The organism is Massilia sp. DJPM01 (assembly GCF_030348125.1).
Lineage (GTDB): Bacteria > Pseudomonadota > Gammaproteobacteria > Burkholderiales > Burkholderiaceae_D > Telluria_A > Telluria_A frigida.
On the sequence record NZ_JAQOZV010000010.1, the window covers coordinates 143270 to 159968 of the forward strand.

Sequence of the window (16699 nt, forward strand, 5' to 3'; positions counted from 1 at the left end):
GGAGGCGCGATGAACACACCATTGATGATGGGCGCAGTGGCCTACGCACCGAAAGTCGTGACGATCTGGGAAGGCTTCAAGGAATACTTCCGCCGCCACGACTTTGAATTCGATTACATCCTGTACTCCAACTACGAGCGCCAGGTCGAAGCGCAGTTCGACGGCAGCATTGCGCTGGCCTGGAATTCACCGCTGGCGTGGGTGCGGGCCGAGCGCATGGCGCGCGCGCGCGGCCAGGAAGTGACGGCGCTGGCCATGCGCGACAGCGATTGCGACCTGACCTCGGTGCTGGTCACGCGTACCGGTCCGCTGGTCACGCTGGAACAGTTGAAGGGCAAGACGATCGGCTTCGGCGCCATCGACTCGCCCCAGGCGCACCTGATTCCGCTCGACCTGCTGCGCCAGCACGGCATGCTGGCCGGGCGCGATTACACGGCGCGCCGTTTCGACGTTTTGGGCGGCAAGCACGGCGACCATATCGGCGGCGAACGCGATGCCGCGCTGGCGCTGATGGCCGGCGAGATCGACGCCGCCTGGATGATCGACAGTAACCACATGGTGTTCTCGCGCGAAGGCCTGCTGCCGGCCGGCGCCACCGCGATCATGGCGCGCACGGCGCCGTTCGACCATTGCAACTTCACGGTCAGCCCCGGCGCGCCGGCGGAAAAGATCGCGCGCTTCGGCGAACTGCTGCTGGCCATGAGCTGGGACGATCCGGACGTGCGTCCGCTGCTCGAACTGGAAGGCTTGAAAACCTGGCTGCCGGGGCGCGTGAGCGGTTACGACGCGCTGGTGCGCGCGGTGGACGACGAGCGCTTCTACGATGCGGAAGGGAAGATCCTTGCAGCCGACTATCGATATTGAGCATCTCGGCTTCGACGCCGGCGCCCATCTGCTGGTCAAGCATGGCTTGCAGCAGCTGGCGCCGGGCGAGGCGCTGGACGTCACCGGCAGCGGCGCGGGCTGGGACGGCCAGCTGACGGCCTGGTGCCGCAGCCAGGGGCACCCGTGCGCGGCGCTTGAGGTGGACGGGCGCAGATTGGTGCGCGTGACGCGCGGCGGCGCTGAAGCGGGCCGCTGGCGCGCGGCGCTGCATAGCGGCCACGCCGATCCGCGCGTGGAAGGCGCCATCGCCGCGCAGGCCAAGGCCCAGTGGGGCCTGGCGGCACGCGGCGCGACGGTGGAGGCGGGCTCGCCGGCCATGCAGTTCCGTCTCGACCAGAAGGACGACGTGTGGGCCGAACGCGCGGCCGACCTGTACGCGCAGGCCGCGGCGGCTCAGTGGGATCCGGAGACGGCGATCGACTGGAACGCCGAATTCACCTTGCCCGACATGGTCGAAGACGCAGTGGTGCAGGTGCTGACCTACATGATCGAAAACGAGGTGGCGGCGCTGGTGGTGCCGGCGCGCTTTCTGGGGCAGGTGCATCCGCATTTCCGCGAAGTGCAGGCGGTGCTGGCGATCCAGGTGGCTGACGAAGCGCGCCACATCGAGGTGTTCACGCGCCGCGTGCGCCTCAAGGGCCGCGAGCCGGGCCTGTCGACGGCGGGCGGACAAAGCTCGCTCAAGACGCTGCTCGACGAGCAGGATTTTTCGGTGGCCGAATTCTTGCTGTCGGTGCTGGGGGAGGGGACTTTTGTGAGCCTGCTGCATTTTTTGCACGCGTGCGCGCCCGATCCGGTCACGCGCCAGATCGCGCGCCTGGCCGCGCGCGACGAAGCGCGCCATGTCGCCTTCGGCATGACGCACCTGGCGGCGCGGCTGGAACGCGAGCCGGCCTTTCGCACGCGCCTGGCCAACGCGGTCCAGTCGCGCAACGATGCGCTGGCGGCCAGCTCGGGCTTGAACGAGGAAGTGTTCGACGCGCTGATCCTGCTGGCGGCGGGAGAACTGACGCCAGCGGCGATTGCGGCCGGCTACCTGCGCGTGCAGCAGCTGATGGTGGACATGGCCGAGGGGCGCCAGTCGCGCCTGGAGCGGCTGGGGTTTTCGAAAGCCGAGGCGCAGCAGTTGTCGGCCCTGCATACGCGTAATTTCATGTAGTGTCAACAGGAAGTGGGAGCATCGACGGGACACGCCACGTGCCGGCCGCATGGCAGCTGTAGCGCGACGTGGGCAAATGCTGGCAATCGTGCATTTTTGGCAGTGTTAACTGTTAAGCTTGCCTGGGCAGGTGCATCCGCCCTGCCTTGAAGTCGATGACTCTTGGGGAGAATTTCGATGCTCGTATCCAAGTCCCACCTCACCGCTTGCGCGCTGGCTGCCGCGCTCAGTAGCGCTGCCGGCCAGACCGGCGCCGCCAGCGCGTCCGTCCAGATCAGCAATGTCCGGATCGAACTGATCGACCTCGATCCGAACGACCAGATCACGCCGTGGGTGCAGTTCGGCTACCGTGACGTTGCCATGAACGCCAACCTTAACGATGGTGGGGAACTACAGGAAATTTTTTGGCCGGGCAGCGTGCAACTGAGCAGACCCTACGGCGAGGCGGCGGCCATGGTGGGGGACGGCATCATGCGTTCGAGCGCGCAGATCCGCGATTCGCGCCTGGCGGGCGGCGCCCGTGTCTCGGCGCTCGGTTCGGACTGGCGCATGTTCGAGCTCTCGCCCAACACGCAGCTCAAGCTGACCTTGTCGGTATCGCTGCAAGCTGATGACGGCCTGGGCGAGAGCAGCCGCGCGGTGGCGTCGATCTACGGCTATGTCAGCGCCTTCGACCAGTCGGGCACCCCGGACCAATTCGACGACAAGCTCCAAAACTTTTCCGGCGCGCGGACGGTCGATTACCGCTCGACGCTCAGTACCGGCCAAGCGGCTGGACATGGCACCATCGGCTGGGCCGCCTACAGCTACGCGCAGGGAAGCGCCGCGCCAGTGCCGGAGCCGGCAAGCTACGCCATGCTGCTGGCCGGCCTGGCGGCCATCGGTACCTGCCGCCTGCGGCGCCGGGACTGACTGCCTTCGCTGCGGGGCGGCGCCTTTGCTTACTCGCAGCATCAACTGAAGGAACGACACATGAACATGCAACTGCGCGCACTGCGCCCGGCCGCCGCAGCCGCACTGCTGGCGGCGCTCGTCACCCCGGCCGCCTGGGCCGCCGACGCCAAAGCCGAACCGGTATTCGGCGTGCAACGCCTGTATTTGAAAGAGCTGCGGATCGAACAGCCGAATTCACCGGCCATTTTTCTCGACAACGACAAAACGCCTCAAACCGATGTGAAACTGAACGCCGGATCGGAAAAGATTGCGAGCGAGGCCTACGAGGGCTGGGTCAGCATCACGGTAACGCACAAGATCAATGGCAAAACCGCCTACATCGTCATGGCGAAACAAGCCGCTATTTTCGACATCAAAAACATTCCCACCGCTCAAATGGCCCCGCTTCTGGGAATCGGCCTGCCGAACATCGTTTATCCTTATTTGCGGGCGAATGTTGCCGATGCCATCACGCGTGCCGGTTTTCCTCCGGTTCATCTGGCGGAAGTCAATTGGGAAACCTATTACAAGCAGCAGCGCGCCGGAAAATAGCGCCGCACCTGGCAGACGTAGCGCCGACGCCTGCCGCAGCCGTATCATCGCGGTCCGCCAGGTGCTGGCGGAGCGCGGCGCCCACGCGCAGTGTCGCCGCGTGACTTCATCAAATGGATGTGACATGCGAATCAAGGAAATTGCGGGACTGACGTTGTTGGCATGCTCGTCGCTGGCCTATGCGCAGCAGGGTAAACCGGATGGATTCGGGACGGCGCTTCCGCCCGGCCTGACAGCAAATACGCTGGTCGCCTTGATTGCGCCCGGGCGCGACGCGTCGCTCGCCACCCTGGTCGGCGCGAAAACCTGGCCTTATCGCGCCAACAGCTTTGTCGTGATTGCCTGTTTTTCCCGGAGCAAAAAGGAATTCGCATCGGACCGGCAGTCCCGCAAGGAGCCGAGCTGTGAAAAATATGACCAGCCCGGCCAGGCGCCTGACTATCTCGACAAACCGGTGTACCTGGGCGTCGTGGAATATCAGGCGGGAAGTGCGGGGACGACGCTGGTGGCCAGTTACGGAAAGCCTTACGATATAAAGACCAGCTGGAAATTTTCCGGTATCGAGGGGCCGGAGGGGAAATTCAATACCCCGGGCAGCGAAGACAGCGACCTGATGCCGGAAGAATATCGCCGTTTCGATGTCGCCCGGTACCAGATCACGCCGACGGAAACGGCCATCGGCCTGCGCCTCGGATGGCATGACGCTTATGCCGGCGGCGCGGCATCGTTCGAAGCCCTGTCCCTGTTCCGGATCGACGGCGGCAAGCTGGTCAATATCCTGTCGGAACCGATCTCCTTCCACAAGGATCTGGCCGGCGAACGGAACAAGGATGGCACCCGGGAGCGGGATGTCTCCGAAGACCAGAACGTGTTGTCTGTTCTTCCAAGCAAGACCAACGGGTACGCGGATCTCCAGATGAAAACGCTGAAGAGCAAGTGGAAGCAAGTCTTCGTGTGGGACAGCAAGGCCGCCAGATATATGCCCTTACAATCCGCGCCGGCCACCAAAAAGCACTGACTTTTCAGGCGGCCTTCGCGGCGGCCTTTTTGAACGGACTGCGTTCGGGCGCGTCATCATGCTCGATGCCCAGCAGCAGGTGCTTGATCATCTTGTTGAGCACCGGCTGGCGGTGGCGCACCAGGATGCCGAAAGTTTGCGGCTTGGCGCCCAGGGCCGCTTTCGGTTCGAGCGCGGTGCGGCCGAACGACACCTGCTTGCAGCCCATCGACAAGGCGTCGGCGATGCCGGCGTGCAGCAGGCGCAGATAGATCGGCAGGTCGGCCGCGGCCGCGCGGTTGAAGCCGATGTGGTAGGCAATCGAGGTGTCGCCATCGGCCACCGAGATCAGGAAACCCAGCATCTCGCCGTCGCGCTTGAGCACGCTGCAGCGGAAGCGCTCGCCGGCCGCCTTCTGTAGCGCCGGGAAATACTCGGGGCGCAGCTCGAAGGGGCGGAAGCCGGCGTTGACTTGCACTTCCTTGTAGAGCCCGTGAATCTGCTCTTGCACGGCATCCAGGTCGCTCAGCTGTTCCAGCGTGCAGGCCGCCTCGTCGAGCGTCTTGAAGACAGCGTTGCGCACGCCACTGCGGTACTTGGAGGCCAGGCTGGCCAGGTAGTCGTCGTAGTGCTTCCAGTCGTCGTGCAGGGCCAGGACCATGTTCGGCTCGGTTTCCACGTAGCGGTAGCTCAGGTGTTCCAGATGCGCCGCGTGATCGGTGTGGGGCGCGTGCAAGTCCTTGATCATGATGAAGTGGGTCTTGCCGACCAGCTTGTCGGCCTGGCGCACGCGGTACAGCACTTCGGCCACGCCGTGCCAGGCCAGCTTGGGATCGGCACCGGGCGCGAGGGCGATGCCGTGCTGGCCGAAGGTCAGCAGGTTGCCGCAGCTGAGGATGCGCTGGGTGGTCTTTTTCGCCAGTTCGTCGAGCGGGCCGGAGCGCGTGGACGCGGCTTGGCGCTTGTCCGGCCGCGCCTGCGCCAGGTTGAGCTCGGCGATCTGCATGTACACGGCAGCCACCGGCATGCGCTCGGCGCCGATGCCGCTGTAGATCAGGGCGTAGCGCGGCGTCAGGTTGTGCGGCAGTACCTGTTCGAGCGACTTGAGGTAGGCGAAGGACATGAAGAAGCCGGAGTGATCCGCCAGGGCTTGCCAGGCGGTGGCGTCGAGCATCTCGATCGAATCGGCGATGGCGTAGTTCAGGTCGGCGGGGCCGCGCAGGCGCTTGCGCTCGCGGCTGCGTTCGGACAGCGAGGCCTTGATGGAGCGGATTTTTTCAGGGATGTTCATGGAGGTATTGTTATCGTTATTGAAATGCCGGTGAACGCGATTCTACAGTGCTGGCGGAGACAGGGGTAAGTCCAGCGCGGCGTCAATGGCAGAAGCCGCAGGCGCGGCGTTGGCTGGCGTGATCGGCCGAAGGCGGGCTAATCGGCCGCCACGCGCGCTCGCAGGCGAGGCATGAGCGCGTTGGCCGGGTGCTGCGCATCAGCCGATGGGGCGACGGCAGGATCGCCGGTCCAGCCGGCAAGGGCGGTTTGATCGACGATTTCCGTGGAACTGACACCCGTCTCCGAACTCAGATGGTTCAACCAGTTGTCAAGGAGTCGGTATCCGAAAACGAGCGCTGCAATGAGCAAGATCGTCAGGACATTCACGCTCAGATTGGCGCTCACGTCCTTGAACCAGCCGGCCAGTCCTTTGCGCGCTCGTTGATGGGCAAGGATGGCGGCCAGCTGTTGGCCGATTGCCGTGGTCATGAATTCGACTTCCAGCCTGGCCTTCCGCGACTCGATCGTTGCGTTAATGAAGGTGTTCATTAACGTCTCTGCTCGTCGCGTGTAGATGGCGAGCCCGGTAGGCGTTTTTGCCGCGCGTTCGAACGTGTCTATGTCCTGCTGTGTAGGCGCGTGCCCGGCTCGCGTCTGAGTTGCTTGATTCTCTTCGAATATTCTTTCTGGATCTTCCGCTCGTCTTCGGCGCCGGCGCTGCAGGCGCTCCCGGTGCGAATACGAACGTCATACGAAACGGAGTCGACTACGACTATGGTGCCGAGCTTGGCGATAATGGTACCGTCGTGAACGACATCTTCCGCGAAACCGGAGCAATAGCCAGTTTCCAGGCTCCGGTGTATAAGCGTGGGAATCGACGAAAGCAGTTGTGAGTAGCCCGACAGGCTCGGAAGCCTGTTGTGAATTGGCGGTACACGCACCGGATCGAGCGATCCAAGTCGATATATCTCGTCGGCGCCACAGCCGCCCCATCATGGGCTGCAACTTGTGCCAGCACACAGACGGCAGGGGTGCCGCTTATGTATTGTGGGTAGCTATTGCACCCACAGGCCACGGCCTGCACAAGGAAAATTATCATGAAACGGGCGGGAATGTATATGGTTGGTTTTGTCGTCCTGATGGGCGGCGTGCTGGCGGCGCTGTGGAAGCTGGCCGTCCTTGCCAATATCGGCGCCATCTGGACCATCATCGGCGCGCTCATCCCGCTCGGCTGCGGGATCATGTTTGCGGTGGCTAACAGCGGCAGCAAGGAAAATAGCCAGATCGACCGCAGCTAGGCTTGGATCAATCGGTATCTTGTTTGGTTTCCAGGTGTATCGAGGCCCAGCTATTTTCCGCCATATCGATGATTCCGCCTGCATCGCTGCTCCGGTTGCGCCGATTGATCAGCGATTCGATTTTCTGCTCGACGTACGGGCTTATGGTGCAAGCGACGTAGCAATTGCGGACTTTTTCAAGGTCGATTCCAGCCAGCCGCCCGACAGGAATGACAAGGAGGGCATCCGAGCCTTCTTCGCTGTCAAAACTGTACGTGCTTTCTGTTCGCTCACCAGAGATGATGTTGATGACGACCTGCGGGTGTTTCGCGAGCCGGACAGCGAGATGATCGCGCAGGGCGAGGGCAGACTGAAGGTTCTCCACAATCACTAGATCCTTGCCTGGAGATCCGGATGCTTGCAGCCCGTTGATCACTACATCGGCAACACGTCCAAGCACATCGTAATCACTGGCGTTCTGCCCCATTTCCTCGCCAACTGGTGGCAGCACGTGTTCCAGGGTGACCCGCCGCAGTTTGACGGGCAACAGAAGTCCGTCAGCAATTGCGTCACTCAAACTGTAGCTTGCAATCTGATCCCCGAACATGTCGGCGAGCACCTCTGAGTAGGATTGCGAAACGAATGCAATACGGGTTGCGCGGGGAAATCCGACGTCCAGTTCGTTCGCGACTTGGTGGATGTCGTACGCGACCAGGATGCATTTATGCGGACACACCACGGACTGGAGTTGGCGCAGCTTCTGCAGCGTCGTGACGATGATTGCCGGGTCGCCTTGTTTTAGCAGGGCCGCCAAATCGTGCGAGGACGCAGGATAGCGGCAGTCGATGCTTGCGGCTCCGCCAAGTTCCAGACGGGCCATGATGACATCGGCACACACCAAGCGATCCACTACCACAATGTAGGGCTGCGGCTCCAGGCTCGATGATGCGTGACACTGGGCCAAATAGGCCAGCAATGACGTTGTCAGGCCGGTCCCGGCTGCCTGACGAACGACACCGGCCTGCTGCCGATTGCTGCTCGCCCATATCGTCGCCTGCAATGCAGCCCGCACAATATGACGGTGATGCGCCAGCATATTGTCATACAGGCGGTGCGGAACGGCAGGGGCGTGAGAGCCATCCTCACTGGCCGGGCCTGGCTCAGCGTGGCTGCCCTCCAGCCCCATGCGCAGCTTCACTACGTCGGCAACATTTGATTCGGTCCAGGCCTCGGAGGGAAATAACAGGCGCGCAGCGTGGATGACTTCCAACGCCTGGCGCGCGTTCCCGGCTGCGTGGAAGAGCAACGCCAGCGTCCAACTCCAATAGGGGTCCGCAGGATGATGGTGTGCATCTTGCCCGGCCACCATCCGTTCGCACAAAATGATAAATGGCGCAGTGGCATGGCGCCGGCGCGCATACGGAACACAGGCTTCGCGTAGCACCCTGGCCTGCTCCTCGGAGCACGAATGCATCAGTTCGCCGAGTCCCTCGTAAGTGGCATCGAGCTCATCCCAGGCAGCGTCGCGCTGGGTGTCGGCGGCGCTGAGCCGCGCCGCAACCCATCTGAACCAGCGCTTGCGGACAAGCTCTTCCATTTCGAACCAGAGTGCCCTCAGGTGCGCGCGGTAATGCGGCTGTACACGGTCCCCCTCGAGCATTCCCGCCTGCACTGCAGAAGTGTGGAAGGCGAAGTACGCCGTCATATCGGCATCTGACCCGATAGAGGGTGGGGCCATGCCAGTGAGCGCGGCGCCCAGTGACACGGTGAACGTTTCGGGGCCGTGTGCGAGCGCAACCATTGCCGTACTCCAGGCATGTTTATGTCCATCGCTCGTCGACCATTCCGCAAACGCCCGTTCGAAACTGGACTTTTCATCGCTATCATCGGCATCAACGCTTGCCGTCGTCGACGGCGGCGCCGAGGCGCCTCTGCCAATCATGCGCGACAGCCAGCTCACCGCCGTTGCAAGTGGCGTCTCCTTGGCCAGTTCCTTGGCCAGTTCCTTGGCCTGAGATACCAACACGTCGGCTTCCCCATTCCACTTGTCGGCCAACGCGCTGAGCCGCCTCTCCACCTCAGACGCGCCTTTTACAAGCGACTGCAGTATTCCGACGACCTCCCGCGACTCTAGCGGCTCGAGCCGCAGCAACGGCACTCCGCGAAGCTCAGCAGGACACTCGCGCCCGATCAACAGGGTCGGGCATCCCGCCATTGCCTTCATCACCTCTTTTGCTACGCTGTACGATTCAGGATTGCCGCTGTCCACCCCGTCCAGGATGAGCAGCGTCCCGTTCTCGGCGAAAAAGCGTGCGGCATCCGCCATGACTGCATCGGGCGCCCCAAGTGTGGGCAAGCGCTTGAGCAGCTGCGCATTCGCTTCCATGCGGGAGCCGGCAGGAATGGTCACCCATGGGCCGCCTCGCTGCCGCGCCCAGACATGGGCGGCAAAATGCTCGGCCAGGGCGGTCTTGCCGATACCCGCGGGCCCTTCAATAAAGCCCAACTGGGCGCCTTCCAATTGCGGACGGCTGGCAGGGCCCATGAACCACCGCGTCAGCTGTTCCAGTTCGCGCTCGCGGCCCACGAACTGCGGACAGGCTTCGGCAGCCTGCGGCGGTAGCGAACGCGTGTGCATGATTTCACCATGCCCATCCCAGTAATCGGTCTGGCTGGTCACCCATTGCCCAGTGAGCGCATCCCACTCGCGCGACCAGTATCGCCGCACTGCAGGCACAGACAAATTGGCGATGTCCAGCTCGACCGCATGCATGCGCATGGGTTCTTCGCTGCGCAGGGACATGCCCCGGCCCCAGCATTCGAACATCCGGTTGCGCATGGACCAGGCCACGTCGGCGTTGCTGCGATGCCCGTGCATCAGCACGGTCACGCCCCGGGCTGCCATCTCAATCCGCATGGTCTTCTGGCTCAACCGGGCATCGGGCGTATGGTGCGCCAATGCCAGCACGGCGCCCTTGAGCGGCCGCTGGTCCTCGCCTGTGAGTGCCTGCTCCATCTGCTCGTGCGTCACGCGGGGCACGTCGCCCGGGACATCGGCAAGCCACTCACTGTCGAGCCCGATAAGATGGACCGGCACGCGCCATCCCTGGAGCGTGATGCGGAAGTCGGCCTGCGGTCCTGGCGTAGCGGCGCTGATTGCTGGCAAATATGAGGCGAGCCAATCGCGATAATTCTCTTGCGATTTTTTGACGAACTGCAGCTGCTCCTCGCCAAGTCCCTCTGGCAACGTCCTGATCAGCCCCTTTGCCGCCTTTTCCCCGATCCGCGTGATGTCATGATTTCCTGGGACGACAAAAAGCCGGTCCTTGCCGAGCTTGAGCATGGCAAGGGTGGCGTCGAGGAACATGCCGACTTCCTTAAACTCTTTCGCCGCACCGCGCCAGGTCAGGTCGCCCGACACGCACACCACGTCGACACCGCCATGGGCGAGCAACGTTTCCATGTTCGCCCTCCAGGCTTCCCCCAGTTCGGGACGTGCCCGCGAAAATTCCGTTTCCCAGGCTTCCCCCATGTGAATATCGTACAGCTGGAGGATGCGCAGGGTCGTGCGCCCACCCGCGCTGGCGCAGGTTCCGTCCCCCTGCGCCGGCGTCTTGACCGGCGACACCTGGCCGCGTCCCCGTTGGGCATAGCCGTTCAACACGCCACGCGACACTTCGGCAAATGGCATCGACCACTGGCTCAGGCGCGCGCCTCCCTCGGGCATCGGGAACAGCGCCTCGAAGTGTTCGCCATCCCCCCTGTTCTGTTCCAGGAACCGGCCCACCTGCAGCAACTGCTGGTCGACCTCCCTGCGCTCGCTGTGGCGCAGCGCCTTCTGCAATTCCGTGGCGACACCCGGACGGAAGCGGTACTGCCGCTCTTGCGCTGGGGCATCGCTTTCGGCTGGTGCAACTTTTGCCAGCAAACCACCGGCGACGAGCTCGGACAACTCCTCGTCAGTGCTTTTGGGCAGCATGGCGCGCTGTACCAGCCGCATGATGGCAATTGTCAGTGGATCGATAGTGGAGAGGAAGACGGCGAGATCGTAGGCCGGCTTGGAAACCATGCCGCGGTACTTCGCGACCAGGGCAGCCGGATCGGCAACGGCTGCAGGGCGCGCCTGCTTGGCCAGGGCCGTGATCCGGACCGACAGCGCGCCAGGCGAAGGGAGCAGGATCCCGTGCACGAAGGCACCGCCGCGCGCGCTCATGGTCCGCGCCCACGCGCCGGCGGTGGCGGCATCGAGTCCCAACACCGGCACCAGCATTGGCGCGTCGCCGGTCTTGCCCTGCAACCACCACGGCATGGTGGCCCGCAAACGCGTATTGCGTGCGCCGGGCAGCTGCGCGTGGATCATCAATTCGGGGTGCCCGGTCGCCGTGTGGCGCCACGCCTGCTGGGGCAGCAGATGCAGGATGCTGACCGAGGTCAATGCGCCCAGGCGGTAAAGGAAAGCCTGCGCGCTGCCATCGCGCCAGCGTGGCGACGTGCCGTCGGTGGCAAACAGCACCAGTTGGCGGCTGTCGCTGCGCTGGACATGGCTGACAGGATATTGCACGCCACTAGGCTGCGCGCGCAAGTGCAAGTTGGGCCCACCTTCAAGCAGGTAACTGCTTACACTGCGCAGGCCGCTGTAGCCGCGCAGGATATGGATCATTTCGGCAAGCGCCTGGTGGCGTATCTGCGCAACCGCGCAATCTTCGATGACGAGCACCAGATCGAAGTTGCGCTCGCGAACTGCGCGCTGGACCGGTTTCCACACACCCGTATCGGCGGCGTGCTCGGCGGTGGCGACCTCGTCGAGCCTGAAATTCCAGCGCGACGGCACGCGCCGTGCGAACGGCTGCAGGCCGCGCCGGAAATGCTCCGGGGATCCGGTCCCGGACACGCCTGGAACCCGCAGCACGCCAGCGGCGATGCCGTCCGGGGCGGCCCCGGCGCTGGCGGCAACGGGCGGAAGGTCCGCTGCCGCGTTCCCGTGCTGATCGTGCATAGCGGCTTGTTCGCGGGTGGGGCGGACCGGCTCCTCGCTTGCATGCTCGACTCCGGCAGCTGCATGCGCGCGCGCAGGAGCAGCGGCGCCGCCAGGCGCGCCAGTGCCCTCGAGCTGACCGGCAAGCCAGACGATATCCTTGAGCTCATCGACGGTAAACATGAGGCCCGCGCGGCGCAAACTGTCGGCCAGCACGCCGATCATCAGATTTTCCTGCCCAGCCCGGCCATCAAGGACAGCTCGAGTTCCGACTTGTCGGCGTCGTCCATGGAGTAGCTCCCCATCACCAGCTGTATCGCGTTGAGCAACTGGTCTGTGGCCAGAATATCGCCGCCTTGCGCGCGCGTGGCAAACGACTGAATCATCGCGTCCGCCTTTGCTGACGCCGATTCACCGAGGTGCGCATCGACAATGGCCTTGAGCCGAACCGGATCGTCGCAGGGATCGGGCATGCGCAGCTGGAGGCAGCGGCGCAGGAAAGGCGCAGGAAAATCGCGTTCGCCGTTGCTGGTCAAGATGACAAGAGGGAATTCATAACACTCGACCAAGCCCGCCGAAATGTCGACCACCCCTTCGTTGCCGTACTTTCTCACTTTGACGGTGCGCTGTTTGATGCGGCTCAGTTCAGGGATGTGGAAGCGTCCTTCATCGAGTACATTGAGCAAATCGTTGGGCAGGTCGATGTCCGCCTTGTCGATTTCGTCGATCAGCAAGGCGCGCGGCCTCATCGCAGGCAACATGGCAGTGCCTAGCGGGCCGAGTTCGACAAAATCGCCGATGTCGAGCTGGCTGTCCGATGCGCTGCAACTTTCGCGGTATTGCATGCGGCCGATCGCGTCATAATTATAGAGCGCTTCGCGCAGCGTGCTGCGCGACGTGACCGCCCAGCGCAATGGTTCGCCCAGGCCGAGTTCGTAGGCAATCGCGTCGACCAGCGTGGATTTCCCAGTTCCCGGCCCGCCCGTGATGAGCAAAGGCCGGCGCAGGTGCAGCGCGGCGTTGACCAGACGGATGATGTCCTCGTTGGCCTTGTAGCGGCGACCGGTGCCCTGGACCGCCTCAGACAGCGCCGGACAAAAGGAGGCAGACGCGGCTAGCTCGGGCGCCGCGCGGCGCGGACGCCATGGCGGCGGCGCGGGAATTTCCCATTCGCTGCGTGGCAGGTTGTCGCCCCGATAGATGCGCCACTCGCCATTGGGCATTGCCTCGCTTGCCTTGCTCATGATGCGTTTCTCCCTAGTCGGTATGCATTTGTTCGTCCAGCGGCAGGGCTTCCCGAAGGTCCCATACCGCGCTGATCTTGCGGATAACGCTGTCTTCATCGGCGCCACGGCCTTCCGACCATATACCGACCGGGGCAGTGCTCACCGGCTGCCTGGCAAAACTGGCACGTACCAGTTCGCGCGCGGCAGCCGCTGCAGTGGGCAGCTGCGGGCGCGGCAGCCAGAAAAAACAAGGCACGCCGATCGAGAGGCAGATCTTGATCATTTCCAGCGTCTTGGCGGAGCCGATGTCATGGCAATGGCCAATGCCCAGGCACACGGCCCTTGCGTCCCGTTTTAGTTCGTCTACTGCTTTTACATAGCAATCCCGTCCTGTCTTGCTCTCGTGCTCCACCCACAAGACTGGGGTGCTGAGGCTGTTCCCGGTCCGGTCTTCCAGAATACTCAGGGTCTTTTCCCACTCAGGATCGAAAATACCCAAGCCCGGCGCCATACGCTGGCGCCAGTGAAAGACAACCGGGTATTTGCTGCTCAAGGGAACTTCCAGCAGGCCCTGGGGAATCGTGACCGATTCAAGGCCAGCGAGGAAAAGCTCGGCGGGGACAATGAAACCCAGGCGTAACTGGAACCTGATCCGGATGGCATTCTCCACGCGCACGAGAATGGGACCAAGGCAGCGCTGGAGCTCATCGCGTTTGGGCAGCGAAGGATCGAGGTTGACCGCACCGTTCAAACCCGGTTCGCCGGGTGTGTCAAGCCACCATACCAGCCTGTCCGCGCGGTCCCCGTTCAGTTCGACAAACAACGTGGCGATCCGCACGTTCATGCGGTCTTCATTGGCCAGTTTCCTGTCCAGCTTCTCGCGCAGTTCATGATCGGGCCGGCCCGCGATCCACTCCTGCAGCTTGCCCGCGGACGCAGGATGGGCGCGCGCAAGCCGAATTGCAAACTCAACCAGCGGTGACGGATAGTCGCCTGGCCGCGCCGGCGCGTCCTCGAGATCGAGCACCCAGCGGTCCAGTTTATCGTCTATGTAATTGCGGGAATAATCGACCAGCGACTGAAGGTAGCAGCTGATGAGCGTAGCGTCTGGAATGCGGCATTTTCGGATCAGCGCGATCAATGCCACGCCTTCATGACTGAGCGGACGAATCGTGTTGCGCACCTTCATGATACCCGGCGCATCAAGGTAGATACACGGCTTCTGCCTGGCCAGCCCATTTGTAGCACCCGCGCCATGCAGAGCCCGGAACGCGGCGGCAAAATCATCCTCGTTTGGTGATGCTAAAGGTGAAATGCGTTCCAACAAGAGGCTCGAAAACAGGCCAGTTCCGTTTTCCGTCACATTGGATGCGCGCTTGCCCATCGACGCCGCAAACATGCAACACTGCGAAATCGCCAGGTCCAGTCGCCCCTTCAGGACAAAGGACGCAGGAGCAAGTTGGACGCTGCTGTTGGCGGTGTCGAGCGCGTTGGCGCACGAGTCGATCACGAAGACCTGGTGCGCGAATTTCGAGAATTTGTCATGCTTTAAGGCGGGGAGCAAGGTCTGCGCGCACACGCAGTATGGAAGGTCAGGGTTCGCGTCTGCGGTATACAGGTAGTTGTTCCCATCGTCATCCGCAACAACGCCATGCCCACCCCAAAAGAAAAACAATGCCTTGCACGGTGGGGACTGCAATCCGGTGTCGATCAGCTTGACGAACTCTTCCCGTGTGGCGGGGCGTTGCTTGAATGCAGTGCGCGATACGCCGCCCTTCTCCAGCGCCTTCTGCTGCGCAAGCCAGGCGGCGACCCAGGGCTTGTCCCAGCTTTCCGGCGACAGGAAAACATCGATGTTCGCAGTAGGTACCTCGCAATCAAGCAGCCAGCTCACCATGCGCAAGGCATCTGCGCCAGGTCCTGTCAGGTCCCAACCGGGTCCATAGCCGTAGTGGTCGATTCCGACGACAATCGCGCGAACATGGGCGGCTCCGACGTCAAACATGTCCATATAGTTTGGCGACCTCTTTCCACATCACTTCGCTGTGCAAGTAGGCGCTGTGCGACGCCGGAAACGATGCTTTGCTCTCGACACGACAGTCGCGCGCGGCCTTGAAGATTCCGTTCGCAATGTAACTGAGCGGGTCGTTCAAGTCATAGAAATTAAGCCAGGCAGGAAAGCCGGCGGGCAAATCGGCGCCAGGCTTAAGCGTGGCAAGCGCGCCGATTTCGTGGAAAAACGCGGCCTGCGAGCCGAAGGTGACCAACTGCCGCACGTTGGGGGCAGGCGTTTCGATCAGGGTTTCGACTGCAGCGATGCCGCCAAGGCTATGCGCCATGATGGTGACGTCATCGTTTTCGAATTTCTCGAGTTCAGCGCGGATAAAGGTGCGCACTACTGCACCCCGTGCCTGGTAAAGAAGGATATCACCGGCAACAGGGAAGGCCGCGTCCATGATGGATTTGCGCTTGCGCTTGACGTGCCAGGTGGCGGCATTGGCGGCCAGCCCTGCCAGCGGCGACAGGATGAAATCCAGTACGCCATACGTATCGTTGTCGAGGAGTCGCCGGATGTCCTCCTCCAGCTCATCGCGCACTTCGCCGCCCGGAACAGGCAGGCCGGCGTTCAGCGCCGCCTGGAGGATGGACGCAATGGCGGCGCGCGCCAGCGCATGCCGGTGTTCCGGCGTACCGGCGGCGCCGGACTTGCGTGCGGCCTTGTAAGCAGGCGAAGCCTGGACGGCGTCGACTGCCTCAGGAAGAATCGGACGGACCGCCTCGTCCGGCGGTGCTATCTCGTACAAGCCAAGCTCCTTCAGACGCTGTACCAGGCCGTTGGCGTCGGGCAGTTGCGAAAACCGTTTGAGCAATGCTGTTCCCGGCTCTTCCGCATTCGGTGGACGATCATCGGGCGTGCGCCGCGCGCTCGCGCTGAGCATACCCAGTTCGAAGGTGGGGTCTTGCAGCGACAAGTCCCACAACGCCAGTTGCTCGTCCTCGGGAGACGGCCCTGCGCTGCGGGTTGTCCCGTAGGTCGGAATGGAGGCGCCATCCTTCGACAGCTTGGCACCCACCGATTCGCCCCATGAGCAACCCTCGACTGTGACTCCCAATTCGTATTTCGCAGCCTGTTTGCAGGCAAGCTCGAAAGCGGCGTCGTAGCCCACTTTGCGCACGCCTGTCCCGTGGACAAAAAGTAGTATTTTTCTCATTTTTCACCCTTATCGAGAGAGCAGGCCCGGCGCTCATGGTGAGACACGAAATCGCGTGGCAACAATCATCATGAAACAAGCGGTTTGCAAAAACAAGCAATTTATTGCAAATTGAATATTATCTATTAACCTTTTCGTTTGGCCGCCACAATCCATGCTGGCCGCATGGAGAAGGGGGGCGGCACACCGCGCGGCGAAGCACAAGTGTGCG

General features: G+C 62.7%; 12 protein-coding genes. 6 read left to right on the forward strand and 6 right to left on the reverse strand.

Annotated elements, in window-relative coordinates; all coding sequences use genetic code 11:
- Positions 1-9 precede the first annotated feature (9 nt).
- The 5 genes from PO883_RS09580 (at position 10) to PO883_RS09600 (ending at position 4547) form a co-directional block, all read left to right on the forward strand.
- Positions 10-864 (forward strand): phosphate/phosphite/phosphonate ABC transporter substrate-binding protein, encoded by an 855-nt coding sequence (locus tag PO883_RS09580; RefSeq protein WP_289309552.1) that lies wholly within the window; start codon positions 10-12, stop codon positions 862-864.
- The gene (locus PO883_RS09585; RefSeq protein WP_289309553.1) at positions 842-2044 is read left to right on the forward strand and encodes a ferritin-like domain-containing protein; all 1203 of its coding nucleotides are present in this window, start codon (positions 842-844) and stop codon (positions 2042-2044) included. Before PO883_RS09580 ends, PO883_RS09585 begins: the two co-directional genes overlap by 23 nt.
- Before the next feature lie 177 nt (positions 2045-2221).
- Complete coding sequence (locus PO883_RS09590) at positions 2222-2956, forward strand: PEP-CTERM sorting domain-containing protein (protein WP_289309554.1); 735 nt, start codon at positions 2222-2224, stop codon at positions 2954-2956.
- Positions 2957-3016: 60 nt separating this feature from the next.
- The gene (secB, locus tag PO883_RS09595) at positions 3017-3529 is read left to right on the forward strand and encodes a protein-export chaperone SecB (RefSeq protein WP_289309555.1); all 513 of its coding nucleotides are present in this window, start codon (positions 3017-3019) and stop codon (positions 3527-3529) included.
- 124 nt (positions 3530-3653) lie between these two features.
- Positions 3654-4547 carry a hypothetical protein gene (locus PO883_RS09600; RefSeq protein WP_289309556.1) on the forward strand — a complete coding sequence of 298 codons (894 nt, stop codon included), beginning with the start codon at positions 3654-3656 and terminating at the stop codon, positions 4545-4547.
- 4 nt (positions 4548-4551) lie between these two features.
- On the opposite strand, the gene PO883_RS09605 is transcribed toward PO883_RS09600, so the two are convergent.
- The gene (locus tag PO883_RS09605) at positions 4552-5817 is read right to left on the reverse strand and encodes a GNAT family N-acetyltransferase (protein WP_289309557.1); all 1266 of its coding nucleotides are present in this window, start codon (positions 5815-5817) and stop codon (positions 4552-4554) included.
- Between the two features lie 137 nt (positions 5818-5954).
- On the reverse strand, positions 5955-6347 hold the full coding sequence (locus PO883_RS09610; protein WP_289309558.1) for a hypothetical protein: 393 nt from the start codon (positions 6345-6347) through the stop codon (positions 5955-5957).
- 548 nt (positions 6348-6895) lie between these two features.
- Here PO883_RS09610 and PO883_RS09615 point away from each other — a divergent pair.
- A complete protein-coding gene (locus tag PO883_RS09615; RefSeq protein ID WP_289309559.1) occupies positions 6896-7096 on the forward strand; it encodes a hypothetical protein in 201 nt (66 codons plus the stop codon).
- Between the two features lie 7 nt (positions 7097-7103).
- On the opposite strand, the gene PO883_RS09620 is transcribed toward PO883_RS09615, so the two are convergent.
- The 4 genes from PO883_RS09620 to PO883_RS09635 are packed head-to-tail and all read right to left on the reverse strand — an operon-like array spanning position 7104 to position 16488.
- Entirely contained in the window at positions 7104-12275 is a 5172-nt protein-coding gene (locus tag PO883_RS09620; RefSeq protein WP_289309560.1) for an SAV_2336 N-terminal domain-related protein, read from the reverse strand.
- Positions 12275-13294, reverse strand: coding sequence for a MoxR family ATPase (locus tag PO883_RS09625; RefSeq protein ID WP_289309561.1), 1020 nt, complete (start codon positions 13292-13294; stop codon positions 12275-12277). Before PO883_RS09625 ends, PO883_RS09620 begins: the two co-directional genes overlap by 1 nt.
- Positions 13295-13307: 13 nt before the next feature.
- Positions 13308-15287: a caspase family protein gene (locus tag PO883_RS09630; RefSeq protein ID WP_289309562.1), complete on the reverse strand. Its 1980-nt coding sequence runs from the start codon at positions 15285-15287 to the stop codon at positions 13308-13310.
- Positions 15274-16488: a hypothetical protein gene (locus PO883_RS09635; protein WP_289309563.1), complete on the reverse strand. Its 1215-nt coding sequence runs from the start codon at positions 16486-16488 to the stop codon at positions 15274-15276. Before PO883_RS09635 ends, PO883_RS09630 begins: the two co-directional genes overlap by 14 nt.
- Between the last annotated feature and the right edge of the window lie 211 nt (positions 16489-16699).